The organism is Streptomyces sp. NBC_01261 (genome assembly GCF_036226385.1).
Lineage (GTDB): Bacteria > Actinomycetota > Actinomycetes > Streptomycetales > Streptomycetaceae > Streptomyces.
In genome coordinates, this window is sequence record NZ_CP108463.1 from 1,060,215 (window position 1) to 1,083,776 (window position 23,562).

Genomic DNA, 23,562 nt, shown 5'->3' on the forward strand with positions numbered 1-23,562 from the left:
CCTCGGGCGGGTCTGTCAACGGGCGGTGCGTGTCGAGGTGTTCAGACGGACTCGGCGTGCTCCTGCTCGCGACTGGTCTCCGTCGCCTTCGATTCGGGCTCGTCGGTGGCACGGCGGCCCGGCAGTACCGCGAGGACGATCAGCGTGCCGGCGGACATGATGATCCCGCCGACGAGGCTGGTCTGCGCGACACCGTGGGCGAAGGCCTCGTGCACGGCGTCGACCAGGGCCTGTGCCTGCTGCGGTCCGGCGGAGGGCGTCTTCGCGATCTGCTGGGCGACCGCCAGGCCGCCGCCGACCGAGTCCTTGGCGGTGTCCAGCGCGGCGGCGGGGAGGTGGCCGCCGACCAGGTCGGTCAGCTTGTCCTTGTAGGTGGTGCCCAGCAGCGAGCCGAGGACGGCGATACCGAGGGAGCCGCCCAGTTCCAGCGCGGTGTCGTTGGCGCCGCCGCCGACGCCGAGCTCGTTCTCCGGGAAGGCGCCCATGATCGTGTCCGTGGCCGGGGAGACGCTGAGCCCGATCGCGAAGCCCAGCAGCATCATCATCGGGAGGAAGTCGCCGTAGCCGGACGACTTGTCGACGAGCGTGAGCAGGAAGACGCCCGCGGTGCCGATCGCCATGCCGGTCACCACCATGGGCTTCATGCCCAGCTTGGGGGTGAGGCGTCCGGTGACCACGGCGCCGAGGGAGACGGCACCGGCCAGCGGCAGCAGTCGTACGCCGGTCTCCAGCGCGCTGTAGCCGAGGACGAACTGGAGGAACTGGGTGGCGTAGTAGATCGCGCCGTAGGTGCCGAAGAAGAAGAACAGGACCGCCGTCATCGAGCCGCTGAAGGATCGCTGCGCGAACTTGCGGACGTCCAGCATGGGGTGCGGGTGACGCAACTCCCAGGCCACGAAGGCGGGTAGGCCGACGGCGGCGACGACGGCCGCGGTGACCGGACCCGCGCCCCAGCCGAAGTGCGGGCCCTCGATGATCGCGTAGACCAGGGTGCCGACCGAGACGATCGAGAGCAGACCGCCCACGTAGTCGATGCGGCCCATCGCGTCCGCCTTGGACGGCGGTACGAGGACGAGCGCGCCCACGACCGCGACGAGGGCGATGGGCACGTTGATCAGGAACGTGGAGCCCCAGGCGTGGTCCTCCAGCAGCCAGCCCGCGACCAGCGGACCGACGGCGATGGCCAGGCCCGAGGTCGCGGTCCAGGCCGTGATGGCCCGCGCCCGCTCGCGCTTCGGGAAGATCGCGACCAGCAGGGACAGCGTGGCCGGCATGACCACCGCCGCGCCCACGCCCATGACCGCGCGGGCCGCGATGACCAGTCCGGTCTCGTGGACCAGGCTGCCCATCACCGATCCGGCGGCGAAGATCACCAGACCGGTGAGGAGCGCGCCGCGACGGCTGTACTTGTCGCCGATCGCGCCCAGCACGAGCATCAGCGCCGCGTACGGGACGGTGTAGCCGTCGATGACCCACTGCAGATCGCTGCTGCTCAGGCCCAGGTCCGTGGTCATGTCGGGGGCGGCCACGATCAGCGAGGTGTTCGCCATGACCACGATCAGCAGGCTCAGACAGAGCACGATCAGGGCGGACCGGCGCCGTGCGTACGGCCCGGTCATCTTGTCGACGGGTGTGGTGGCGAAGAGCGGCATCGGGGGCTCCTAGACGGCATTAATTGCTCACTGATGTGCAGACTATTTTATTGCTCACCGATGTGCAACTATGCCGAGACGGATCAGCCCCGCCAGGAGGTGTCGACGTGACCGCCCACAGCAGCGCCAAGGCGCGCGCCACCCGCGCCCGCATCCTGGACGCGGCCCGGCGCGAACTGGGCCGCGACCCCGACCGCGGCCTCGGTGCCGTCGCGGAGGCGGCCGGCGTGACGCGACGCACCATCTACGCGCACTTCGCCGGGCGGGCCGCGCTCGTCGAGGGCCTCGCGGCGGACGCCGGGGAAGCAGTGCGGCGTGCGAGTGCCGTCGCCCGGGATCCGACACCGAATCCCGTGACCTCCCTGGCGCACCTCGTCCTCACCCTCTGGTCGGTCGGCGACCGCTACCGCACGCTCGTCGCCCTCGCCCACCGCGACCTCGGCCCCGACCGGGTCGGCGCGCTCCTCGGCCCGACCCGTGACGCGGTCGCCGGAACCCTCGCCCACGGTCAGCGGCAGGGCGTCTTCCACACCGCCCTCCCGCCGGGCCCGCTCGGCAGAGCTCTGGAGGCCCATGTGCTGGCACTGCTGGACAGCGTCAACTCCGGCCTCTGGACCGACGACGGCACGGCCGCGGCCGCGGCGGTCCTGATCGCCATGGGCGTCGGACCCGACCTCGCGGCTACCACGGTCCGCCGCCTGCGACCGTCCCGTTGATTCCCGTCGATTCCCGTCGAAGGAGACCCATGTACGAGCCCTATCAGTCCTGGGACGCACACCGCCCGCCCCGGAGGAACCGGCGACCGGTCACCATCGCCGTCGGCGCGCTGCTCGCGCTGATCCTCGTGCCCGTCGGCGTCGACCGCTTGGCGACCGCACGGGTGGAGTCCCGTACGGCCACGGCGTTCCAGGCGGGCATGCACACGCCCGCGACGCCGGAGGTCCATGTGCGGGGCTTCCCCGTGCTGACGCAGTTGGCCGCCGGCACCCTGCGGCACGTGGACATCACCGCGCGCGACATACCGGCGAGCGATACCACCGGCCCACTGCCGGTCAGCGAACTCTCCCTCCGGCTCAGGGAGTTGAGGAAGTCCGACGACGACACCGAGGCGCTGGCCCGCTCCGCCGACGCGACCGCCCTGTTGTCCTACCCGGACGTGTCCGATGCCCTGGGGCTGGAGATCTCCCGGGGCACCCGTCCCGAGCAGGTCCGCGCGAGCGTCCAGCTCCCCACCGGCGACGACGTCACCGTGGCGGCAACCGTCTCGGTACTGTCCGGCAACCGCATCGCCTTCAAGGACTTCCAGGTCACGGGCGGCCTGCTCCCCGAGAGGGGGCGACTCGCACTCGGCAAGGTCTTCGAGCGGCCGATCCGGCTTCGCGACATCCCTCAGGGCCTGCACCTGCGGTCCGTCACCGCGACGGAGAGCGGGCTGGTCGCCCGGCTGTCGGGCGAGTCGGTCACCTTCCGGTCCGACGACGGCTCGCGGGGCGGTTCGGTGGAGGGCGACTCGTCGTACGGGAACGCCTGAAGCTCAGTCGTCCGCGACGGCCTCGCCCGCCGATGCGGTGTCGTCGCCCGGCGCGACCTCGTCCACCACGACCCGCGCCTGCTTCTCCGGCACACCGGCCGCGATGAGCGAGGCGACCGCCGCATGGGTCCCGTCGTCCTCCAGCTCCCCGGAGTTGACCTCTTCGAGCAGGGCGATCGACATGGCTTCGAGTCCGGCGCTCAGCACGGCGGCCGGCAGTTGGGTGTGGAAGACGCCGTCACGCTGGCCGCGGTCCAGGATGGTGGTGGCCGCGCTGCGGGCCGGCGACAGGATCTCGGTGACGCGCTCCACGCCCAGGTCGCGCCGGGCCAGCACCAGCAGGAGCCGATAGCGGTCGCCCACGGTCCACATCGACAGCACGAAGCGCGCGTACGACCGCTCGGCCGACTCCACCCCCGCACCGGTCGGCGCCGGATCGGCCGGCAGCGCCGCCCGCAGGGCCTCCGACGCCTCCTCGGCCAGCGCCTCCAGCAGCGCCTCCCGGCCGGGGAAGTGCCCGAACAGGGTGCGTCGTACGACACCGGAGGCTCGGGCGAGTTCCTCCAGGGTGATGTCCGGGTTCAGGCCGAGTTCCCGGCGGGCCGTGGCCAGGATGCGCTCCCGGTTGGAGCGCGCGTTGCTTCGCTGGGGGACACGGGCCGGGGGCTTGGTCACGGACAACCTCGGTGAAGTACGGGAGCTACGGAGCGGGGGCGAGCGGTACGTCCAGTCTGGCACGCGCCCTCGGCCCGACGGCGTCGCGGCGCCCTGTGCGGCCACCGACCTGTCCTCCGCCCCCGACCTGACACGCGAAACGAGGAGCCGGCCTCCGCCCGCCGTCCGTCCATCCGTCAGTAGGAGGCGCGAAGGTAGCGGTCGAGCCGGGACTGGGCGTTGTCCACGCTGAGCCCCAGTGCCTTGCCGAGTGCCTCGCCCGGCACGTCGTCGGCCTGCGCCCCGTACGCCGCCTCCTTGCCGACGCGGGCGGCCAGGCGCTCCAGGATGGCCACCGCCTTCAGCGCGGCGACCGGTGCCGTGTCCGAGAGCGCGTCGAGCCGTCCCTCCAACTGGTCCATCAGATCGGAGAGTTCCTCCGGCAACGGGACCGTCCGGCGTTCGACGGCGTGGATGTGTTCCCACCACTCGTCGTACGCGTCGGAGGTGTCCAGGTCGTCGAGGTCGTGGTCCGCCACCTGATCCCAGTCGATGGGGTGGCTGTCCCCGCGCCACCCGCAGGCGCAGGAGGTCCGCCAGCCGGCCGCCTTGGGCCGGCCCATCCAGCCGTTGTAGGCCCACCACTCACGCGTCTCGAACCCACAACTGCCGCTGCCCGCATCCAGATACACGGACTTCGGCTCACTGCCGTCGGCGAGGACCGCCCCCACGATGCCCTCGTGGGACTCCCCGAACTCCTCACTCCGCCACGCCACAACTCCCCCTTCCGGCAACCCCGCGACGGTCGGGCAGACACCTGAGGTGCCGACCCGGCCACAGTACGAGAGTGCCGCAGAACGGACATCCGGGGAGGGTGAAAGCACCCAACAGCCCGGATTGTTGGGCCGGATCGCCCGTCAGGCGACCGCGGGGTCGAGCAGCCCCGCACGCAGGCGGCGGAGCATCCGGCTGATGAGCCGGGACACGTGCATCTGGGAGACGCCGAGTTCCTCGCCGATCTCGGCCTGGGTGCGCTCCTCGACATAACGCATGTGGATGATCTTCCGCTCACGGTCGCCGAGTTGGGCGATGAGGGGGGCCAAGGAGCTGAGGTCGTCGACCAGTTCGAGGCTCGGGTCGTCCGAGCCGATGACGTCGGCCAGTACGGTCTCGCCCTCGGCGCCCGCGTCGGAGCTGAGCGCGGCGTCGAGCGAGGAGGAGGTGTAGCCGTTGGACGCCTTGCGGGCCTCGATGACCTCTTCCTCGGTGAGGCACATCAGCTCGGACAGCTCACGCGTGGTCGGCGTACGGCCGAGGCGGGACCGCAGTTCCTCGGTCGCCTTGGCCAGCTCGACGCGGGCCTCCTGCAGTCGGCGCGGCACGTGGACGGCCCAACTGGTGTCGCGGAAGAAGCGCTTGATCTCGCCGACGATGTAGGGGACGGCGAACGACGTGAACTCCACCTGCCGCGAGAGCTCGAACCGGTCGATCGCCTTGATGAGTCCGATGGTGCCGACCTGGACGATGTCCTCCATCTCGTTGTTGCTGCGGCTGCGGAAGCGCGCGGCCGCGTAGCGCACGAGGGAGAGGTTCATCTCGATCAGGGTGTTGCGCACGTACTGGAACTCGTGGGTGCCCTCCTCCAGCGAGGTCAGCCGGTGGAAGAACTGGCGCGACAGTTCACGCGCGTCCTTCGGGCTCACCTTCGACGGCTCCGCGATCAGCGGAAGAGTGTCCCCGGTCATCGGGAGCGCCTCTCGGGCCGTCGTCCGCCGCCCTGCCGTGGCCGGTGCCTGCGCTGCCGTCACGGCTGCCATAACGCCCACCCCATTCGTCCTATGGAACTGCCGACAAGAGGCCCCTGCCCCGGTTTTCGCGCCTCACTCCCCCTCATCCGGCCAAATCCGGGGCGGGCACCTCGTTTTCCGTACCGCAGTGCCCACCGAAGTACCCGCGGTCTACGCGCTCTTGGCGCCGACGCCCGCGTAGACCCAGTACTCCGACGGGTTTTCGGGGATCTCGTCCGCCGGGTCCGGGCGCCACAGGGGCACGTAGGTCAGGCCGGGCGCGACGAGGTCGAAGCCGTCGAAGAGGCTGAGGATCTCGTCGTGGGAACGGGCGGTGACGGGTGAAGTGGCCCTGGAGCTGTACAACTTGCCCACGGCGGCGGCCGTGTCCGGGCGGTCCTCGTTGGTGGCGTGGCTCATCGCCAGCCAGCTGCCGTCGGGCAGTTCGTCGCGGAAGGCGGCGACGAGGCCGGCCGGGTCCTCCGCGGGTGTGACGAAGTGCAGGATCGTGATCATCAGGACGGCGACGGGCTGGTCGAAGTCGATCAACTTCCGTAGCTGCGGGGAGGACAGGACGTCGGCCGGTCTGCGGATGTCGCCGTCGACGATGTCCGCGTCCGGGTTGTCGGCGAGGAGGGAGGCGCTGTGGGCGACGGCCACCGGGTCGTTGTCCACGTAGATCACGCGGGCTCCGGGGCTGGCGGCCTGCGCGACCTCGTGGACGTTGCCCTGGGTGGGGATGCCCGAGCCGAGGTCGATGAACTGCCGTACGCCGGAGGCGACAAGGAAGCGCACGGCCCGGCCGAGGAAGTCGCGGTTGGCGCGGGCCAGGGTGCGCACCTGGGGGTCTATCGCCGTGAAGGCCGCCAATGCCTCGCGGTCTATGGCGAAATTGTGTTCACCGCCCAGCATCGCGTCGTACATTCGGGCGACACTCGCCTTGCGAGGATCGATCCCCGGTGGCAGACCTGCGCTGTCCGGCACCACAACTCCCTTTCGCCCCAGGTTCCTTGACGCGTCATCATATAGTTGCCGAGGAACACACGGCAGACCGCTTGCCCCCCACGTCACGCGGCCGGTCCCCACCCGGAGAGGCACGACCCTGCGGAACCAACCGCGCAGTCACCACGGTGACGCTATCCCTGCCGGGCCCCCACGCCGCAGGCAGGCCTTCGCCCCGGCCGCGGACGTGATCGGCTCGGAGCTCGACCTGCGGCTGACCGGCAGCCACGTCGTGCACGCGCTGACGCCCGGGTTCTGCGACGCGGCGTCGGTGTATCTGCTGGAGCGGTGGGTGCTGGAGGAGAACGCGTATCCCGCCGTGGATCCGCCGCAGATAGAGGCGCGTCGGCTGGCGGTGCGGGTGGGCACGGAGGCGCCCGAGAGCTGGGACGGCGTGCTGCCGGTCGGCGAGGTGGTCGTCTTCCCGCGCGAGACCCCGTACGCGCGCGCCCTCGCCAGCGGTCACTCGCAGGTCCTCGACGGAGTGGACAAGCACACCTCCGAGCGGCTGCTGGCCTCCGCGGGCGGCGACGCGCAGCGCATAGACGATCTGCTGGGGACGGCGTCCTTCCTGGTCGTCCCGCTCCAACTGCGGGGCGCCACCGTCGGGTTCGTCGCCTGCACGCGCGGCCCGGAGCGGGACCCGTTCCTGCCCGGCGAGGCGGTGGCCGTGGAGTCGCTGGCCGCGCGGGCCAGTGTGGCGCTGGACAACGCCCGCCGCTACGAACGCGAGCGCCGCACCGCGCTCGCCATCCGCAACAGCCTCCTCCCGGACCCGGCCCAGGCGTTCCACGGCTGCCGCATCGCGCACGGCTATCTCCCGGCCGGCCAGGGCAACATCATCGGCGGTGACTGGTTCGACGTCCTGCCCCGCCCCGGCGGCCGGGTCGGTCTGGTCGTCGGCGACGCGATGGGCCACGGCCCCGAGTCCGCCGTGGCGATGATCCAGCTGCGGACGGCCGTGCGCACCCTGGCCCGGCTCGACATGGAACCGGCCGAACTCATGCGCAGGCTCGACGAGTTGGCCTACGACACCCCGGGCGCGTCCTTCGCCACCTGCATCTACGCCGAGTGGGACGCCCGGGCGCACTCCTGCACGCTGGTCGGCGCCGGCCACCCGCCGCCGCTGCTGCGCGGCCCGCACGGACCGGCCCTGCCGGTCACGCTGGCCAGTGCGGGGCTGCCGTTGGGGCTCGGCACGGGCAACTACGAGGCCACGCTGCTGACCATCGACGAACCGGCGCTGCTCCTGTTGTACAGCGACGGGCTGGTCGAGTCGCGGCACGCCGACATCGACCAGGAGATCGCCGGTCTGGCCCGGGCCCTCGACACGGCCGCCGCCGAACCCGTGCCGGCCGACGGACCGGAGGCGTTCCCCTCGCTGTGCGAGCGGCTGCTGCGCGCCCCGTCCGCGGTGCCCGGGGCGGACGACCGGACGCTGCTGCTGGCCGAGTTGACGCCCGCGACCACCTGAACAGGCCGCGGGCGTCCTCGCCCCCTCCAGGTGTCCGGCCTCAGTAGCCGGTGGACAGTGTGGCCCACACGGCTTTTCCGCCGGTGAGCGCGGATCTGTCGACCCCCCAGGTGTCCGCGATGGCCTGCACGATGAACAGTCCGCGCCCGCTCTCGTCGTCGACGCGCGGCTCGCAGCGGGAGAGATCACTGCCCGTGTAGTCGTGGTCGTGCACCTCGATGCGGAGACTACGGTCGGTGACGAGCCCGACACCGCACAGGAGTCGCGCGCTGGGTGTGTGGCACACCCCGTTGGTGGCCAGCTCGGAGATGAGCAGCACCGCGTCGTCGCGCACACCTTCGGGCAGGCGCCACTTGGCCAGTTGCGCGCCCATGGCGTGCCGGGCGGTACGGACACCGGAGCGGTGCGCGGGAAGTTCCAGCCAGTGCGCCAGGTCCGGGCTGACGACGTCTAAGAGCTGCGGGGAGGGAGTCGTGTGGGGGGACACGGTGGTTCGCCTTCCATCGGGGGCGGGCGCAGGCGGGAGACGCACAGCATCAGCAACAGGCCTGCCGTGGATGGGGTGTTCCAGCCTGAGGCCCAGGTCGCTCACGCAAGTAACTATGCCCATAGCTCAGTTCAAGCTGCAACCGACTCCCTGATAATTTCAGAACGTCGGTTTCTGTCTGGCGACATCAGCAAGTCGCTGTCAGACTAACGCCGGTGACAGTCCCTCAGGAGGTTGGGCGTGAGCGAAGCTCGGTCGAGCACCGGCGCGGGTGCACCCACTGTTCTCCGCATGATCCTCGGCCGGCGGCTGCAGGAGCGGCGACAGGGTGCGAACGTGTCCCTGGAGAGCGCCGCCAAGGCCCTGCGGGTGACCTCCCTGACCATCCGCCGTCTGGAGAAGGCCGAGGTCGGCCTCAAACCGCTCTACGTCGAGAAGCTGCTGGAGACCTACGGCGCCGACCGCCAGGAGATCGAGGAGTTCGTCGCTCTCGCGGAGCGGGCCAACGAGCCCGGCTGGTGGCACGCCTACCGCGATGTGCTCCCGGGCTGGTTCACCGCCTATGTGAGCCTGGAGACCGGCGCCAAGACCCTGCGTACCTATGAGCCGCACTACGTCACGGGACTCCTGCAGACGTACGACTACGCGCGAGGCGTGCTGAGCGGCGGCTTCCCGAACGACAACGACGAAGACCTTGAACGGCGGGTGCAGTTACGTCTGCGCCGCCAGAGTCTGCTGGAGAGGCCGGACTCGCCCACGCTGTGGGCGGTGCTGGAAGAAGCCGTGCTCCACCGGGTGGTGGGCGGTTCCGCGGTCATGCGGGACCAGATAGACCGGCTCCTCGAGGTTTCGGAACTGGACCACGTCAGTGTCGACATCGTCCCGTTCTCGGCGGGTGCCCACGTCGGGGCGTGCGCACCCTTCACCTATTTCCGGTTCCAGGAACCGGAGCTGCCCGACGTCGTCTACAGCGAGATCCTCTCCGCCTCCATGTATCTGGACCAACGGTCCGATGTCGTGGCCCATTTGGAGGCGCACAACAGGATGTCGTTGCTGACCTCGTCCGCGGACAGCAAGGCGCTCTTGAACCGCATGCGCAAGGAGTACTCATGACCACCACGGACGGCAAGGTCTACAACGGGATGCCCGCGTCGAACCTCGGCGAGCAGGGCTGGGAATGCCCCTGGAGCGGTCCCAACGGGGGTCAGTGCGTGGAGACGAAGCAACTGGCCGACGGGCGCGTCGCGTTGCGCCAGTCGACCGATCCCGCAGGACCCGCGCTGATCTACACGCCCCAGGAGATGGCCGCGTTCGTCGACGGGGTCAAGCGGGGACTGGCCGACCACCTGATGGCCGGCTGAACCGGAACATGGGCGATGGGGAGCCGGCCCGGCCGCGATCTGCCCGAGACGCCGATGCACACCACTTGAGAGGGAGAGCATGACCAACGCCCACGCCGCGCGGGACATCGACACCAGCAAGCCGCACTCCGCCCGCATGTACGACTACTACCTGGGCGGCAAGGACCACTTCGAGGTCGACAAGCAGGCGGCCGAAGCGGTCTCGAACGTCTTCACCGGCGTCTTCGTCGCCGCCCGGGAGAACCGCGGCTTCATGCACCGCGCCACCCGGGTCCTCGCGCGGGAGCACGGCATCCGCCAGTGGCTCGACATCGGCACGGGCATCCCCACCGAGCCGAACCTGCACCAGGTCGCCCAGTCCGTGGTGCCCGAGGCGCGCGTGGTCTACGCCGACAACGACCCCCTGGTCCTCAAGTACGCCGAGCGCCTGATGCGCAGCACCCGCCAGGGCCGCACCGCGTACGTCCAGGCGGACGTCAACGACCCCGAGACGCTCCTCAACTCGCCCGAAGTGGCCGAGATACTCGACTTCGACAAGCCGATCGCGCTGTCCCTGAACGCGCTGCTGCACTTCGTCACCGACGAGCAGGACCCGTACGGGATCGTGGACCGGCTGCTGTCGGTCCTGCCGTCGGGCAGCGCCCTGGCCATCAGCCACGTCACCCCGGACTTCGCCCCTGGGATCTGGGAGAAGGTCACCGCGATCTACGACGAGGCCGGGACACCGGTGAAGGTCCGCACGAAGGACGAGGTCGCGCGCTTCTTCACCGGGCTCGACCTGCTCGACCCGGGCGTCTCCGTCGGCTGGCGCTGGCGCCCCGACCCCGTGACCGAGGAGTGGTCCGAGGACGAGGCGCCCACGGACGCCAAGGTCAGCCTGTGGACCGGGGTGGGCATCAAGCCGTAGCCCCGGCGCGGGATGCCGACGACGTTACGTGCGGGAAACCTTGACGACGGCGGTGCCGGATGCCACGATTCCGGCGCCGCTATGTTTGCGTAAACATTTCAACGGACCGGCTCGGCCGACAGATCCGGTCGACGATTCCGACGCAGAATGTTTACGTAAACATCGCGTCGCGGCCGGTGGAGGAAGGGAGTACAGGAGGCTTCCGGCGAGCAGGGTCCACCGTGCCCCACTCCCCCAACACCACCGAGCCCACCGGGACTTGGGACGACGAGCCGACGTCATCCGTCCCGCCCGGTATCCGTTCCGACGGCCGCTCAGCCGCGCGCAGGCCTCACCATGCGCGGAGTCGCCATTCCTGAAAGGGCAAGTCGATGCGCACCATCCCCGCCAGAACCCGCATGCGGGCCACCTTCGTGGCCGTCGCGATCGCCGCGGTCACCGGCACCACGCTGGCCGGCAGCCCCGCCTCCGCCGCGCCGAGCACGAACACGTCCCAGTTCAAGGGCGTCAACTGGGCCGACCCGCGAGACAACTACGCCGACGACCCGGTCGTCCTGTCCGGCCTGTCGCTCACCGACACCTACGCCCAGACGTACGCCAAGGCCACCCGGGTGATCGCGGCGTTCCGCGCCAACCTCGGCGCCAACACGGTGCGGCTGCCCATCAACCCGTACACGGTGAACGGGAGTTACTGGAAGTCGTACCGCGGGGTGATCGACGCGGCGACGGCGCAGGGGTTCAAGGTCATCGTCTCGTACTGGGAGGGGACGGGCGCCAACAAGGACGGCTTCATCGACGACCCCGCCACGTACTGGCCCATGTGGAACACCGTGGTCAAGGCGTACCAGCACAACCAGCGGGTCTACTTCGAGCCGATGAACGAGCCGCACGGCTACACCGACGCCGAGTGGGCCGACCTCGCCGCCAAGTGGCTGGACACCTACTCCAAGGTGCCGCGCAACCGCGTCTTCGTGAGCGGCGCCGGCTACAACGACCACGTCACCACGGTCTGCGCCGACCCGCGCCTGAAGGGCACGTATCTCTCGCTGCACCACTACGGGTTCTGGAAGGACTACGCGACCTACGACCAGTGGGTGAGCGACCTCAAGGAGCGCCTCGGCAACTGCGCGAACCGCACGGTGGCCGACGAGTTCGGCGCCCCGATGACCACGGGCCTGAACTACAACGTGCCGACACCCGCCGACAACTCGGTCAACTTCATCCAGGCCGACACCGACACGTTCCGCAAGCTCGGCATGGGCTCGGTGTACTGGCCCGGCCTGCGCACGGACGACACGTACTCGATCCAGAAGCTCATCGGTGACGCGGCCCGCCCCTGGCTGGTCACGACGAACCAGTCCGGCGCCGACCGCCTGGCGTGGGCGTGGGGCCGCGGCAGGCCCGTGAAGTCCTGAGTCACCGCTCCGATCCGATGCCCTGATCCGTGTCTCCCGTTCAACGGGGCACGGATCAGGGCGCGTTGGGCATGGGCGGCGCCGACGGTCAGGCGTCGCCCGCCCTGACGCCGGGAATCTGACGCATCTCCGAGATCCTGCCGTCGGTGACGGAGAAGATCGCGATCACTCGGAATTCCCGTCGGCCGGTGTCTCCCTCGTCCGCGGCACCTTCATGACGTCGCCCGCGGATCAGGATGTCGTACTCGATGACGACTTCGTCTCCCGCCTCCAGATAGGTGTGGAACGGCTCCCGGATCTCCACCTCTTCGTATTGCCGGGGATAGATCCCAAAGTGTTTCCGCAGCTCCTCGATGCCGGCCGCCTTGACCTGACCGCAGGTGATGATGCGTCCGTCAGCTGCCCAGAATCGGTGAATCTCGTCGAGGGTGCCGTGATTTCCGGCGTCACTCAGACCGGATATCCACGTGAACACGCCGTGGAAGAAATCCCGATAGCGCAGAGTCGCGTTCATTGCCCGGAATGATCCTTTCGCACCAGAAACCACCTTGGTCGCCGACCAAGACCGTACCGCACTGCTTGGTCACCGCACAAGCGATCCGCCCGGAGTTGACATCTTGGTCACTGACCAACTTCACTTGCCGTGTTGGTCACTGAACAAGGGTATGCACTCCAGGAGGAAGATCATGGCGAAGACGTGGTTCATCACCGGAGCCTCGAAGGGATTCGGCCGGGAATGGGCGGAAGCCGCGCTCGAACGGGGCGACCGGGTCGCCGCGACCAGCCGTTCCGCAGCCGCCTTCGACGACCTGGTGGAGAAGTACGGCGACGCGGTGCTGCCACTGCGCGCCGACGTCGCCGACCGGGCAGCCGCGTTCGAGGCCGTGCAGCGGGCGATCGACACGTTCGGTGAGCTCGACGTCGTCGTCAACAACGCGGGCTACGGCCTGTTCGGCATGGTCGAGGAAGTGTCCGAGCGGCAGGCCCGCGACCAGATCGAGATCAACGTGTTCGGCGCGCTCTGGGTCACCCAGGCGGTGCTCCCCCACCTCCGCGCCCGCGGCTCCGGCCACATCATCCAGGTGTCCTCCATCGGCGGCCTCACCTCACTGCCCGGACTCGGCATCTACCACGCCTCCAAGTTCGCCCTGGAAGGCTTCACCGCGAGCCTCGCCGCCGAGGTGAAGGGATTCGGCATCAAGGTCACCCTGGTCGAGCCGGCCGGATACGCCACCGAATGGGCGGGGCCCTCCGCGGTGCAGACCGAGCGCCTTCCGGCCTACGACGATTTCCGCGCGGCCATGAGCGGTATTTCCTCCCGGCGAGGCGACCCGACCGCGACGCGAGCGGCGATTCTCACCGTGGTCGACGCCGAACAGCCGCCCCTGCGGATCTTCTTCGGGCAGGGCCCGCTGCAAAGGATCACCAAGGAGTACCAGGCGCGGCTCGACGAGTGGCGGAACTGGGACGAGGTCGCCGAAAACGCGTTCTGACCCCACGACGCGACGGCACATCCTCGATCAGAGTACAGCGAGCGCTACGCCGCCCTGACGCACCGTCAACTCCCTTCCCTGCGGCGCGGTTTGGTCGTCGGGGCCGACTGAAGGATCTGCTCGATTCCGAAGTCGAAGCGCCCGCTGTAGTCGATCGAGACATAGTCCTCCAGCACCGAGTGGAGGCCGGGGAAATGCCGTTCGTCCACCGTCTCTCGCAGACGGTCGTGGAACGCGGCCGGTGTCGCCTGCTCTTCCTGAACAAGCCCGAGCGTGAAGTAGAAGAGACTCCACGACGTCCACGCGGCCGACCTGCGGGTGGGGCAGCCCTCGAAGAGGACCGTCACCATCCGCTCGGAAAAGGCCAACGTGTTCGGCTCGACGGGAAAGGTCCCGGCGACGAGCAGGGCGCCGTCCCGATGTCCGAGCATCGCCTGCCTCAACCGCCGGAGCAGTTCGGCCACTTGCTCGCGCCAGTCGCCGTGCAGATCATCCAGGTCGACCTCGCCCAGGATGGACTCCGCCATCAGGCCGAGCAGCCGGTCCTTGGTCCGGATGTGCCACATGACCGTGTTCATCCGGACGTTGAGCTCGGCCGCGATCGCCCGCGCGGACAGTCTGGCGATGCCGTCCCGTTGCAGGACGACGAACGCGGCCTCCACCACACGGTCGAGTGTGATGCCGACCTTGGTCGGGGCAGCGCCTGGTGTCTTGGTCACCGACCGATGCTACCGGGGTCACCATCCACGGGCGGAAGCCGAGGCTCACAAGGTCGCGACCACCTCGATCTCGACCAGAAAGCCCTCGGCGAAGAGCGTCTCCACACCCACGCACGTACTCGCGGGCGGCGTCTGTCCTTCTCCCCGAGAGCCGGCGATGAGCCCGATCAACTGCTCCGCGTTGTCGGTGTCGTACCCGACGAGATGGATCGTCTCCTTGATGATTTTGCTACGGCTCGAACCGCCGGCGGCCAGCACCGCGTCGATGTTCTCGTAGGCCTTGGCGAATTGCGCCGCCAGATCGTCTCGACCGACGAGTTCCCCTTTGGCGTCCCAGGCGACCTGCCCGGACGTGTAGAGGAGACCGAGGTCAGGAATGGCCAGGCCGTGGGAGATCACGCCGGTGAGGGGCGGGAGTTGGGCAGGATTCAGAGCGACGGGTGACGACATCGGGAGCCTTCCTCATTTTCCTGGAATCACCGACGTGCACCCTGCGTGTTCACGCAATCCTCAGCGCGAGTCCGCCGAGTTGCGACGTGACGACGCCGGAATGGGGTGCCGCATCGGAACAGTTGCCGCTGTTGATGCGATCAGGACGGTCGCGACGGCATCGTCCTTGTTGGTGAGACGATGCTCCTTCGACGAATCGAAGTGCACCGAATCCCCGGTGTCGAGCTGAAGCGAAACCCCCGAGATATCGAGAGTGATCGCCCCTGACAGCACGTGCAGCCATTCTTCGCCGACGTGCCGGGCGGTCTTGGTGTTCTTACCGGCTGTCAATTCGAGCCGGATGACGGACATGGTTTCCCGCGGCCCGCTCAGCACGGTGTACCGGCCGTCCTGCCCGTCGCGAGTCATCGCCGCGTCGGCACGCACCAGATGGAAGTCGTCCTGATCGGGTTCCTGCACCAACTCGCTGATGGATACGCCGTAGACGCGGGCGATCTGCAGCAGGCTGCCGATGGACGGCTTGCGTACACCCTTCTCCAGGCGCGAAAGATGCGCCGAGGAAATGCCGGTCTGTTCGGCCAGTGTCGTCAGGGTGATGCCACGCTCGCCCCGCATGTCCTTGAGGCGTTGGGCAACCCAGAGATCAGTGTCCTCGATCGGCATTCCCGCACACTAACATGCCTCTGAGGCAATAGAGCGGGCCTGATAGGCACATCGAACGGCCTCCCCCTATACGAGGTTCAGCAGCTCCCGCTCAAGGATGTGCGGGCTCGTGAGCAACCCGACATGGGTGACATCGCGCAGCGCCACGACCCGGAATCCCCGTTTCTCCGCCGAGGCGGCGACATCGGTGAAGAGTGCCTGATCGGCACAGTAGATGTAGCTGACCGCCCTGCTCGCCAGAGCGTCCTCGCTCCCGGGACCGAGCGGCTCCTCGTGGGTGAAGCGCGGCATCGGGGTCAGCCTGCTCGAAAGCCACGCCGCCCCCTCGTCGTCCGCCCCGAGCAACGCGGGGTCGAGCGGCGCCACCTCCCACTCGGCCGGCCCCGGCGACTCGGAGAACGCCTTCTCCAGCCACGGCAGCATCGTGAACGCCGACTCGCCGGTCAAGGGGGCGAACGCGTCCACGTACACCACCTGCCCGACCCGATCGGGGGCGAGCGCTGCCGCTCCCGTGATCACCATCCCGCCGTAGCTGTGCCCGACGAGGATCGCGTCCACCACCCCTTCGGACGCGAGAAGTTCGGCGATTTCCCGTGCGTGCACGCTCAGGCCGACGTCCGGCGCGGAGAGTTCGTGCCGCTCGGCGAGGCCGGTCAGCGTGGGCGTGAGCACCGTGTGGCCGGCGCTCTCCAACAGGGGGCGCAGCCGGTCCCACACCCAGCCACCACCCCACGAACCGTGTACGAGTACGAACGTTGCCATAGCCCGCTCCTCCTGAGATTCCAGAGCCCCTCGGTCTTCCCACAGAGTCACGGTCCTGCCCTACCCACGTCAACCTCACGGGCAAAATAAATTGCCTCCTAGGCCAACAGGCCGACCGGTGAGGCAGCCGTCACAGCATCGCCAGCCCCGGTTCCCGCAGGATCTGCGCCGTGTTGGCCAGCAGCTCGGAGCCCTGCCTGCCGTCCATGAGCCGGTGGTCGAAGGAGAGCGCCAGCTGGGTGCCCCAGCGAGGCTCGACGCGTTCGTCTCCGTCGTCGTCCCGGACGACCCAGGGCATACGGCGGACGGCGCCGACCGCGAGGATGGCGGCCTCCCCCGGGTTGAGGATCGGCGTACCGGTGTCGACGCCGAACACCCCCACGTTGGTCAGCGTGACGGTGCCGCCGGTCATGTCCTGAGGGGACGTGCGACCGGCGCGGGCGGTCGCGGTGAGGTCCGCCAGCGCCCGGGCCAGTTCGTGCAGCGACATCCGGTCCGCGCCCTTGATGTTCGGCACGACCAGACCGCGGTCCGTCGCCGCCGCCACACCCAGATTGACGTAGTGCTTCAGGACGATCTCCTGCGCCGCCTCGTCCCAACTGCTGTTCGCCTCAGGGGTCTTGGCCAGCGCGATCAGGAAGGCCCGGGTGAAGAACAGCAGCGGAGTCACCCGCAGATCCCGGAACTCCCGGCGCCCGGCGACGAGTTCACGGAGCCGCATGGTGGCGGTGACGTCGACGGTGATGAACTCGGTGACGTGCGGTGCGGTGAAGGCGGAGGCGACCATGGCGGCGGCCGTGTGCCTGCGAACTCCCCTGATCGGTATGCGAGTTTCGGAACCCCGAGAGGCGTCCGGCGCGGGAACGGTCCGCGGGGTCACGCCCCGGGCGGCCTCGTGGACGTCTTCACGGGTGATGGTGTTCCCGGGTCCGGTGGGCGCGACGGTCGTCAGGTCGACCCCGAGATCCTTGGCGAGCTTGCGCACCGGCGGTTTCGCCGCCGGCCGAGCTGCGGCAGGCTCCGGCGCGCTGACCGCAACGCTGTCCGCGCGCTGCGGCTGTGCGGGGGCGGGGCGCCTCCTGCGACGACCGGCGCCGGTGCCCTGCGGGCCGTACCCGACCAGCAGTGCGGCCTGTTCCGCGTCCGGCTGCCGCACCGCCCCGGCGTCCGATGCTCCGCCCGCCGCCTCGCCCGGTGCGTCGGTGTCGATCGTGATGAGCGGCCTGCCGACTGGTAGCAGGTCGCCCACCTCCGCGTGGAGGGCGCTGACCACGCCGGCGTAGGGCGAGGGAAGTTCGACGGCGGCCTTGGCCGTCTCCACCTCGACGATGATCTGGTTGACCTCGACGACGTCACCGGGCCGGACCGACCAGGCGAGGATCTCCGCCTCCGTCAGACCCTCGCCGACGTCGGGGAGCAAGAACTGCTGCGGGCTCGTCACGACGGCGCCCCTCCTAGTAACTCAGGCTGCGGTCAATGGCGTTGAGGACCCGGTCGACACCGGGCAGCCAGTCCGACTCCAGCCGGCTGGGCGGGTACGGGGTGTCGTATCCCGTGACCCGTACGACGGGTGCTTCGAGGAAGTGGAACTCCTCGTCCTGCAACCGCGCGGCGACCTCCGCGCCGAACCCGTGCGAGAGGGCCGCCTCATGGACGACGACGGCCCGCCCGGTGCGGTGCACGGACGCGCGGACGGTCGTGACGTCCCACGGAGACAGACTGCGCAGATCTACGACCTCCACGCTGCGGCCCTCCTGCGCCGCGACGTCGGCCGCCTCCAGGGCGACCGGCACGGTCGGGCCGTAGGCGATCAGCGTGACGTCCGTCCCCGCGCGGCGGACGACGGCCCGCTCCAGCGGGAGGGCCGAGGCCGGGTCGACCTCTCCCTTGGTCCAGTAGTGCCGTTTGGGTTCGAGGAACACCACGGGGTCGTCCTCGGCCACGGCCTGCTGGATCATGTGGAACGCGTCGTGCGGAGTGGCGCAGGTGACCACCTTCAGCCCGGCCGTGTGGGCGAAGTACGTCTCCGGTGACTCCGAGTGGTGCTCGATCGAGCCGATGCCACCGCCGTAGGGGATCCGGATCACGACGGGCAGGGAGATGCGGCCCGCCGAGCGGTGCCGGAGTTTGGCGAGTTGGGTGACGATCTGGTTCACGGCCGGGTAGACGAATCCGTCGAACTGGATCTCGCAGACCGGCCGGTAGCCGCGCATCGCGAGGCCGATCGCCGCTCCGACGATGCCTGCCTCTCCCAACGGGGTGTCGACCACCCGCAGTTCACCGAAGTCCTTCCGCAGTCCGTCCGTCACGCGGAACACACCGCCGAGGCGGCCGATGTCCTCGCCCATGAGCAGGACTTGGGGATCGTCGGAAAGGGCTTGGCGCAGGCCGTCGTTGAGGGCCTTGACCATGGAAACGGTCATTTCCGCTCTCCGTCCTGCGGGCCGGTGGAGACGAACTCCATGTGCCGGCGCAGCTGTTGGCGCAGATCGGCGGGCATCCGCGCGTAGGTGTGCTCGAAGGGAGAGGACGCGTCGGGGTCGGCCAACGCGCGGCAGCCGGCGCGCAGTTGTTCGGCCAGGTCCCGCTCGCGCGCTTCGAGGTCGGTGAAGTACTCGTCGGTCACGGCGCCCGTCGACCGAAGATGGGCGCGCAGCCGCTCCAGCGGGTCCCGGGCGGTCCAGTCCTCGGTCTCCTCGACGGCCCGGTAACGCGTCGCGTCGTCGGCCGTCGTATGGGCGTTGACGCGGTAGGTGACCGCCTCGATCAGCGTCGGGCCACCCCCGGTTCGCGCCCGGTCCAGCGCCTGGCGCGTCGCGGCGAGGCAGGCCAGTACGTCGTTGCCGTCGACGCGGATGCCCGGAAAGCCGTATCCGGCGGCGCGTCGGGCCGCGGGGATGCGGCTCTGCACGCTGTAGGGGGCGGAGATGGCCCACTGGTTGTTCTGGCAGAAGAAGACCACCGGCAGGTTCTGGGCGGCGGCCCAGATGAACGCCTCGTTCGTCTCGCCCTCGCTCAGCGCGCCGTCACCGAGGAACGCCAGCACGGCCGTGTCGCGCTCGGGATCGCCCGAGCCGGTGTTGCCGTCCCGGTACAGGCCCATCGCGTAGCCGACCGCGTGCAGGGTCTGCGCGCCGATGACCAGCGTGTACAGGTTGAAGTGGTGTTCGTGGGGGTCCCAACCGCCCAGCGTGGTACCGCGGAAGAGCCCGAGCAGCGACACGGGGTCGAGGCCGCGGCACCACGCCACGCCGTGCTCGCGGTAGGTGGGGAAGACCATGTCCCGGTCGTACAGCGCGTACGCGGCTCCGACCTGTGCCGCCTCCTGGCCGCGAAGCGACGGCCACAGGCCCAACTCCCCTTGCCGTTGCAGGGCGATGGCCTCCGTGTCCAGTCGGCGGACGAGTGTCATGTCGCGGTGGAGGGCGGGCAGGTCGACGGTCGCCGGGTCGAGGGGGAGCCGCGGGTCCGTACCCACGTTCCCTGCCGGATCGAGCAGTTGGATGGGCCGATCGGCCAAGGACGTTTCCGGCGGCGGGTCTTGTACGGCGTGTGCCATGCGTGTTCTCTTTCCGGGCAGCGCTCTCGACGGGGAGCGCGGGTCAACGGGCCTTGTCGGTGCGGGGGTTCAGCGCGGGGCCATGCGCAGGGCGCCGTCGAGCCGGATGACCTCGCCGTTCAGCATCGGGTTGTCGAGGATGTGACTGACCAGGCCCGCGTACTCGTCCGGTGAGCCGAGACGGGACGGATGCGGTACGGCGGCGCCCAGTTGGGTCCGCGCCTTCTCCGGCAGGCCCGACAGCAGCGGGGTGTCGAACAGCCCCGGCGCGACGGTGACGACACGGATGGCCGTGTCGGCGAGATCCCGGGCCGCGGACAGGGTCAGCGAGACGACTCCGCCCTTGCTCGCCGCGTACGCGGTCTGGCCGATCTGCCCGTCGTAGGCGGCGATGGACGCGGTGCAGACGATGACGCCTCGATCCCCGTTGTCCGGGGCGTTGTCGGCCATGACGGCGGCTGCGGCGGCGAGCACGTGGAAGGTGCCGAGCAGATTGATCTCGACCACGCGCCGGAAGTCCTCGGCGGGCAGCACTCCTCGCTTGCTCAGGATGCGGCCCGGAGTCGCGACTCCGGCGCAGTTGACCGCCGCGCGCACCGGCCCATGACTTGCCGCGTAGGCGAAGGCCTGCCGGACCTGGCCAGGATCGGTCACGTCCGCCGCGACGAAATGCGCGCGCTCCCCCAACGCGTCGGCCGCTGCCTCCCCTTGGCTGTTCGGGAGGTCCAACAGCACGACGGTACGGCCCTGTCGGTGCAGCCGGTGTGCGGTCGCCCGCCCCAGCCCCGAGCCGCCTCCCGCTATGACGGCGACAGCATCGCGAGATGCCATGGTGCCCGCCTTCCTTCAAGTCGTCGGAATCCTGCAAAGCGCAGGAGAAGTGCAAGTCCTGCAAAACGAGGCCGAGTTCAGGAATCGGCGAGACGGCGGCTGATGACCAGGCGCTGGATCTGGTTGGTGCCCTCGAAGATCTGCGTGATCTTCGCCTCGCGCATATAGCGCTCCACGGGGTGCTCACGGACGTATCCGGCACCGCCGAGGACCTGCACGGCATCGGTGGTCACGGCCATGGCGGTGTCCGTCGCGATGAGTTTGGCGATGCTGGCCTGGCGGCTGAACTCCTGGCCGGAGTCCTTGCGCCGGGCGGCGACCAGGTAGGTGGCGCGGGCCGCTTCGGTGCGCGCGGCCATGTCGGCGAGCAGGAACCCGACGCCCTGGTGCTCGATGATGCGGCGGCCGAATGTCCGGCGCTCCCGCGCGTACTCGACCGCGTGGTTGAGCGCCGCCTGTGCGATCCCGACCGCGACCGCGGCGATGCCGAGCCGGCCGGCGTCGAGTGCGGACAGCGCGATCCTCAGGCCCTGGCCGGGCTCGCCGATCAGCCGGTCACCGGGGATGTGCACATCGTCGAAGCGCATCAGCGCGGTGGTCGAACTCCGCAGCCCCATCTTGCGCTCCGGGGCACCCGCGCTCAGGCCGGGCGAACGGGCGTCGACGTGGAAGCACGAGATGCCGTTGCGCGGATCCTCGGACGTACGCAGGAAGGCGGTGTAGAAGTCGGCTTCGCCGCCATGCGTGACCCAGGCCTTGGTGCCACGGGCCACCCACACCTCGCCGTCACGTGTCGCGCCGGCGCGGATGGCACTGGGGTCGGAACCCGCGTGCTCCTCCGACAGGCAGTACGCGCCCAATGCGGCGCCGCTGAGCTGCCAGGGCAGGAGCGTCTGCCGCTGTTTCGCGGAGCCGAAGGCCGAGACGGGGTGGCACGACAGCGTGTGGACGCCGACACCGACGGCGACAGCGGCCCACCGGGCGGCCAGTTCTTCGAGTACTTGCAGGTAGACGGCGTAGGGCTGGCCCCCGCCCCCGACGTCCTCGCCGAACGGAAGGGTCAGCAGCCCAGCCTCGCCCAGGACGCCGAACACCTCACGAGGAAAACGGCCCTCCTCCTCGAACTCCGCTGCGCGCGGGGCTAGTTCCTTGTCCGCGATGTCGACCGTCAGCTCCAGTAGCTCCCTGGCCTCGCCGGAGGGTAGTTCGCGCTCAACCTTCACCGCTGGGTCCCTTCCTCACGCCCTCGAACGGCGGTCGCCGACCAGTTGCAGGCGTTGTCAGTGGACCGGCGGAACACAGGCGGTGGCAATTAAGTTGCGGGTATCTTGCAGGCGATGCAAAAAAGTCGAGCGAGATCTAGATCGCCCGCAAAAAACGGGCGCCGCGAAGAAGAGGAGGAGCCCCGCATGACCGACACGGCACTCATCGACAGCGTCGACCGCGCGATTCTGGAGCTGCTGGTCGAGGACGGCCGCCGGACGATGACGGAGATCGCGGAACGGGTCAGCCTGTCCCCGTCGGCGGTCAAACGCCGGGTCGACCGACTGGAGCGGGTCGGAGTCATCGCCGGCTACACGGTCACCCTCGACCACGGCAAGCTGGGCTCCGGTTTCGAGGCGTTCGTCGAGCTGCGGTTCGCCGGCGACGTCAAGGTCGAGGCGATCACGATGGCCGCCACCAGCGTCCCGGAGGCCCTGGAGGTCTTCACCGTCGCGGGCGACCCCGACGCCCTGGTCCGCGTCCGGGTGACCAACGTGCAGCACCTGAGAGACGTCATCGACCGGCTCCGGCGCACCGGCGCCGTGATCGGCACGAAGACGCTCATGGTGCTGGGCGCGTGGCGCAGGGGTGACTGAGACGGCGGACGGGCGACATACCCAGGAGGCAATATTTCTTGCCTGTGAGGTTGACACAAGACAGGAGATGGTTGCAGCCTGAAAGAAATTCCCCGTGCCCCGTGACCCGCGCACGCTGAGCCGCGCACCGGAAAGGACGCACCGATGTCCCTCACCACCGGCAGCAACGACATCGACTTCGAGAACACCGAGGAACTGGACATTCCTCGGCTGGCAGAGAGCCGCGAGACCACAGAGGCCGAACGCGCCCACCGCAAGCGGCAGTTGGCGGCGGCCTTCCGGATCTTCGCCCGCTACGGCTTCGACGAGGGCATCGCCGGACACATCACCGCGCGGGACCCGGAGTTCCCCGACAGGTTCTGGGTCAACCCGTACGCGGTGCACTTCTCCAAGATCCGCGTCAGCGATCTGCTCCTCATCGACGAGGAGGGCCGGGTCATCGAGGGCGAACGCCGGACCAACAAGGCGGCCTTCTGGATCCACTCCTCCATCCACCGGGCCCGCCCGGACGTCGTGGCGGTTGCGCACGCCCACACCATCCACGGCAGGGCCTTCGCGTCACTCGACAAGCTCCTGGACCCGATCGTGCAGGAATCCTGCGCCTTCCACGACGACCACGTGCTGTTCGACGAGTACAAGGGCCTGGTGCTGGAGTCGACCGAGGGCGAGCGGATCGCCGTGCGGCTCGGCGATCGACGGGCCGCCATCCTCCGCCACCACGGTCTGCTGACGGTCGGGCGGTCCGTCGAGGAGGCCGCGTGGTGGTTCATCACCATGGACCGCGCCTGCCAGATGCAGCTCCTCGCCGACGCCGCGGGCAAGCCCCGCGTCATGACCGAGGAGGAAGTCACCCTGGCCCACCGGCAGTTCAGCAACGCCAACATGGCCCGCCACAACTTCAACCTCCTGGCCGACCTCGTGGTGGAGGAAGAGCCCGACGTCCTGGGCTGAGAACG

26 protein-coding genes are annotated in these 23,562 nt (G+C 69.4%); 10 read left to right on the top strand and 16 right to left on the bottom strand.

The features are described from left to right. Positions 1 to 41: 41 nt before the first annotated feature. Complete coding sequence (locus tag OG226_RS04635) at positions 42 to 1,652, bottom strand: MFS transporter (protein WP_329348005.1); 1,611 nt, start codon at positions 1,650 to 1,652, stop codon at positions 42 to 44. A gap of 107 nt (positions 1,653 to 1,759) precedes the next feature. Between OG226_RS04635 and OG226_RS04640 the strand changes: the two genes are divergently transcribed. Both OG226_RS04640 and OG226_RS04645 read left to right on the top strand, forming a co-directional pair. Continuing rightward, positions 1,760 to 2,368 (top strand): TetR/AcrR family transcriptional regulator, encoded by a 609-nt coding sequence (locus tag OG226_RS04640; RefSeq protein ID WP_329348006.1) that lies wholly within the window; start codon positions 1,760 to 1,762, stop codon positions 2,366 to 2,368. A gap of 29 nt (positions 2,369 to 2,397) precedes the next feature. After that, positions 2,398 to 3,183, top strand: a complete 786-nt coding sequence (locus tag OG226_RS04645) for an LmeA family phospholipid-binding protein (protein ID WP_329348007.1) — start codon at positions 2,398 to 2,400, stop codon at positions 3,181 to 3,183. Positions 3,184 to 3,186: 3 nt separating this feature from the next. Here OG226_RS04645 and OG226_RS04650 read toward each other — a convergent pair whose 3' ends face one another. The 4 genes from OG226_RS04650 to OG226_RS04665 all read right to left on the bottom strand — a co-directional run bounded on the left by OG226_RS04650 (position 3,187) and on the right by OG226_RS04665 (position 6,608). After that, a complete protein-coding gene (locus OG226_RS04650; RefSeq protein WP_328675310.1) occupies positions 3,187 to 3,858 on the bottom strand; it encodes a TetR/AcrR family transcriptional regulator in 672 nt (223 codons plus the stop codon). Between the two features lie 176 nt (positions 3,859 to 4,034). Continuing rightward, a complete protein-coding gene (locus OG226_RS04655) occupies positions 4,035 to 4,613 on the bottom strand; it encodes a hypothetical protein (RefSeq protein WP_329348008.1) in 579 nt (192 codons plus the stop codon). A gap of 141 nt (positions 4,614 to 4,754) precedes the next feature. After that, positions 4,755 to 5,654, bottom strand: coding sequence for a SigB/SigF/SigG family RNA polymerase sigma factor (locus OG226_RS04660; RefSeq protein ID WP_443044571.1), 900 nt, complete (start codon positions 5,652 to 5,654; stop codon positions 4,755 to 4,757). 141 nt (positions 5,655 to 5,795) lie between these two features. Next, positions 5,796 to 6,608 carry an SAM-dependent methyltransferase gene (locus OG226_RS04665; protein ID WP_328675312.1) on the bottom strand — a complete coding sequence of 271 codons (813 nt, stop codon included), beginning with the start codon at positions 6,606 to 6,608 and terminating at the stop codon, positions 5,796 to 5,798. A 205-nt stretch (positions 6,609 to 6,813) separates the two neighbouring features. Here OG226_RS04665 and OG226_RS04670 point away from each other — a divergent pair, with 205 nt between their 5' ends. Then, complete coding sequence (locus OG226_RS04670; RefSeq protein ID WP_328675313.1) at positions 6,814 to 8,100, top strand: PP2C family protein-serine/threonine phosphatase; 1,287 nt, start codon at positions 6,814 to 6,816, stop codon at positions 8,098 to 8,100. Between the two features lie 40 nt (positions 8,101 to 8,140). On the opposite strand, the gene OG226_RS04675 is transcribed toward OG226_RS04670, so the two are convergent. Further along, entirely contained in the window at positions 8,141 to 8,587 is a 447-nt protein-coding gene (locus OG226_RS04675; RefSeq protein WP_328675314.1) for an ATP-binding protein, read from the bottom strand. Between the two features lie 240 nt (positions 8,588 to 8,827). Between OG226_RS04675 and OG226_RS04680 the strand changes: the two genes are divergently transcribed. From OG226_RS04680 to OG226_RS04695, 4 genes are all read left to right on the top strand, one after another. Next, on the top strand, positions 8,828 to 9,700 hold the full coding sequence (locus OG226_RS04680) for a helix-turn-helix domain-containing protein (protein ID WP_328675315.1): 873 nt from the start codon (positions 8,828 to 8,830) through the stop codon (positions 9,698 to 9,700). Beyond that, the gene (locus OG226_RS04685; RefSeq protein WP_328675316.1) at positions 9,697 to 9,948 is read left to right on the top strand and encodes a DUF397 domain-containing protein; all 252 of its coding nucleotides are present in this window, start codon (positions 9,697 to 9,699) and stop codon (positions 9,946 to 9,948) included. Before OG226_RS04680 ends, OG226_RS04685 begins: the two co-directional genes overlap by 4 nt. A gap of 79 nt (positions 9,949 to 10,027) precedes the next feature. Beyond that, positions 10,028 to 10,855, top strand: a complete 828-nt coding sequence (locus OG226_RS04690) for an SAM-dependent methyltransferase (protein WP_329348009.1) — start codon at positions 10,028 to 10,030, stop codon at positions 10,853 to 10,855. Positions 10,856 to 11,226: 371 nt separating this feature from the next. Continuing rightward, positions 11,227 to 12,270 carry a glycoside hydrolase family 5 protein gene (locus tag OG226_RS04695; RefSeq protein ID WP_329348010.1) on the top strand — a complete coding sequence of 348 codons (1,044 nt, stop codon included), beginning with the start codon at positions 11,227 to 11,229 and terminating at the stop codon, positions 12,268 to 12,270. An 88-nt stretch (positions 12,271 to 12,358) separates the two neighbouring features. On the opposite strand, the gene OG226_RS04700 is transcribed toward OG226_RS04695, so the two are convergent. After that, positions 12,359 to 12,784 (bottom strand): nuclear transport factor 2 family protein, encoded by a 426-nt coding sequence (locus OG226_RS04700; RefSeq protein WP_329348011.1) that lies wholly within the window; start codon positions 12,782 to 12,784, stop codon positions 12,359 to 12,361. Positions 12,785 to 12,956: 172 nt separating this feature from the next. Here OG226_RS04700 and OG226_RS04705 point away from each other — a divergent pair, with 172 nt between their 5' ends. Continuing rightward, the gene (locus OG226_RS04705) at positions 12,957 to 13,763 is read left to right on the top strand and encodes an SDR family NAD(P)-dependent oxidoreductase (protein WP_329348012.1); all 807 of its coding nucleotides are present in this window, start codon (positions 12,957 to 12,959) and stop codon (positions 13,761 to 13,763) included. 65 nt (positions 13,764 to 13,828) lie between these two features. On the opposite strand, the gene OG226_RS04710 is transcribed toward OG226_RS04705, so the two are convergent. The 9 genes from OG226_RS04710 to OG226_RS04750 all read right to left on the bottom strand — a co-directional run bounded on the left by OG226_RS04710 (position 13,829) and on the right by OG226_RS04750 (position 21,970). Then, a complete protein-coding gene (locus OG226_RS04710) occupies positions 13,829 to 14,482 on the bottom strand; it encodes a TetR/AcrR family transcriptional regulator C-terminal domain-containing protein (RefSeq protein ID WP_329348013.1) in 654 nt (217 codons plus the stop codon). 45 nt (positions 14,483 to 14,527) lie between these two features. After that, on the bottom strand, positions 14,528 to 14,932 hold the full coding sequence (locus OG226_RS04715; protein WP_328675322.1) for a RidA family protein: 405 nt from the start codon (positions 14,930 to 14,932) through the stop codon (positions 14,528 to 14,530). 60 nt (positions 14,933 to 14,992) lie between these two features. Next, the gene (locus tag OG226_RS04720) at positions 14,993 to 15,595 is read right to left on the bottom strand and encodes a helix-turn-helix domain-containing protein (protein ID WP_327398972.1); all 603 of its coding nucleotides are present in this window, start codon (positions 15,593 to 15,595) and stop codon (positions 14,993 to 14,995) included. A gap of 66 nt (positions 15,596 to 15,661) precedes the next feature. Continuing rightward, positions 15,662 to 16,357 carry an alpha/beta hydrolase gene (locus tag OG226_RS04725; protein ID WP_329348014.1) on the bottom strand — a complete coding sequence of 232 codons (696 nt, stop codon included), beginning with the start codon at positions 16,355 to 16,357 and terminating at the stop codon, positions 15,662 to 15,664. A gap of 130 nt (positions 16,358 to 16,487) precedes the next feature. Beyond that, complete coding sequence (locus OG226_RS04730) at positions 16,488 to 17,798, bottom strand: dihydrolipoamide acetyltransferase family protein (protein WP_329348015.1); 1,311 nt, start codon at positions 17,796 to 17,798, stop codon at positions 16,488 to 16,490. A gap of 13 nt (positions 17,799 to 17,811) precedes the next feature. Continuing rightward, positions 17,812 to 18,780, bottom strand: coding sequence for an alpha-ketoacid dehydrogenase subunit beta (locus OG226_RS04735; RefSeq protein WP_328675325.1), 969 nt, complete (start codon positions 18,778 to 18,780; stop codon positions 17,812 to 17,814). Then, positions 18,777 to 19,916: a thiamine pyrophosphate-dependent dehydrogenase E1 component subunit alpha gene (locus OG226_RS04740; RefSeq protein ID WP_329348016.1), complete on the bottom strand. Its 1,140-nt coding sequence runs from the start codon at positions 19,914 to 19,916 to the stop codon at positions 18,777 to 18,779. Before OG226_RS04740 ends, OG226_RS04735 begins: the two co-directional genes overlap by 4 nt. A gap of 69 nt (positions 19,917 to 19,985) precedes the next feature. After that, the gene (locus OG226_RS04745) at positions 19,986 to 20,747 is read right to left on the bottom strand and encodes an SDR family NAD(P)-dependent oxidoreductase (RefSeq protein WP_329348017.1); all 762 of its coding nucleotides are present in this window, start codon (positions 20,745 to 20,747) and stop codon (positions 19,986 to 19,988) included. A gap of 77 nt (positions 20,748 to 20,824) precedes the next feature. Further along, on the bottom strand, positions 20,825 to 21,970 hold the full coding sequence (locus OG226_RS04750) for an acyl-CoA dehydrogenase family protein (RefSeq protein ID WP_329348018.1): 1,146 nt from the start codon (positions 21,968 to 21,970) through the stop codon (positions 20,825 to 20,827). Positions 21,971 to 22,156: 186 nt separating this feature from the next. Between OG226_RS04750 and OG226_RS04755 the strand changes: the two genes are divergently transcribed. Together OG226_RS04755 and OG226_RS04760 are read left to right on the top strand one after the other, a co-directional pair. Further along, positions 22,157 to 22,606 carry an Lrp/AsnC family transcriptional regulator gene (locus OG226_RS04755; RefSeq protein WP_327398979.1) on the top strand — a complete coding sequence of 150 codons (450 nt, stop codon included), beginning with the start codon at positions 22,157 to 22,159 and terminating at the stop codon, positions 22,604 to 22,606. A 144-nt stretch (positions 22,607 to 22,750) separates the two neighbouring features. Further along, positions 22,751 to 23,557 (top strand): class II aldolase/adducin family protein, encoded by an 807-nt coding sequence (locus OG226_RS04760; RefSeq protein WP_328675329.1) that lies wholly within the window; start codon positions 22,751 to 22,753, stop codon positions 23,555 to 23,557. The last annotated feature ends 5 nt before the right edge of the window (positions 23,558 to 23,562 follow it).

Coding starts and splice junctions, on each gene's coding strand:
- OG226_RS04635 (WP_329348005.1), bottom strand. CDS start 1,652: ATGCCGCTCTTCGCCACCACACCCGTCGACAAGATGACCGGGCCGTAC.
- OG226_RS04645 (WP_329348007.1), top strand. CDS start 2,398: ATGTACGAGCCCTATCAGTCCTGGGACGCACACCGCCCGCCCCGGAGG.
- OG226_RS04660 (WP_443044571.1), bottom strand. CDS start 5,654: ATGGCAGCCGTGACGGCAGCGCAGGCACCGGCCACGGCAGGGCGGCGG.
- OG226_RS04685 (WP_328675316.1), top strand. CDS start 9,697: ATGACCACCACGGACGGCAAGGTCTACAACGGGATGCCCGCGTCGAAC.
- OG226_RS04690 (WP_329348009.1), top strand. CDS start 10,028: ATGACCAACGCCCACGCCGCGCGGGACATCGACACCAGCAAGCCGCAC.
- OG226_RS04695 (WP_329348010.1), top strand. CDS start 11,227: ATGCGCACCATCCCCGCCAGAACCCGCATGCGGGCCACCTTCGTGGCC.
- OG226_RS04700 (WP_329348011.1), bottom strand. CDS start 12,784: ATGAACGCGACTCTGCGCTATCGGGATTTCTTCCACGGCGTGTTCACG.
- OG226_RS04705 (WP_329348012.1), top strand. CDS start 12,957: ATGGCGAAGACGTGGTTCATCACCGGAGCCTCGAAGGGATTCGGCCGG.
- OG226_RS04715 (WP_328675322.1), bottom strand. CDS start 14,932: ATGTCGTCACCCGTCGCTCTGAATCCTGCCCAACTCCCGCCCCTCACC.
- OG226_RS04720 (WP_327398972.1), bottom strand. CDS start 15,595: ATGCCGATCGAGGACACTGATCTCTGGGTTGCCCAACGCCTCAAGGAC.
- OG226_RS04725 (WP_329348014.1), bottom strand. CDS start 16,357: ATGGCAACGTTCGTACTCGTACACGGTTCGTGGGGTGGTGGCTGGGTG.
- OG226_RS04735 (WP_328675325.1), bottom strand. CDS start 18,780: ATGACCGTTTCCATGGTCAAGGCCCTCAACGACGGCCTGCGCCAAGCC.
- OG226_RS04740 (WP_329348016.1), bottom strand. CDS start 19,916: ATGGCACACGCCGTACAAGACCCGCCGCCGGAAACGTCCTTGGCCGAT.
- OG226_RS04745 (WP_329348017.1), bottom strand. CDS start 20,747: ATGGCATCTCGCGATGCTGTCGCCGTCATAGCGGGAGGCGGCTCGGGG.
- OG226_RS04755 (WP_327398979.1), top strand. CDS start 22,157: ATGACCGACACGGCACTCATCGACAGCGTCGACCGCGCGATTCTGGAG.
- OG226_RS04760 (WP_328675329.1), top strand. CDS start 22,751: ATGTCCCTCACCACCGGCAGCAACGACATCGACTTCGAGAACACCGAG.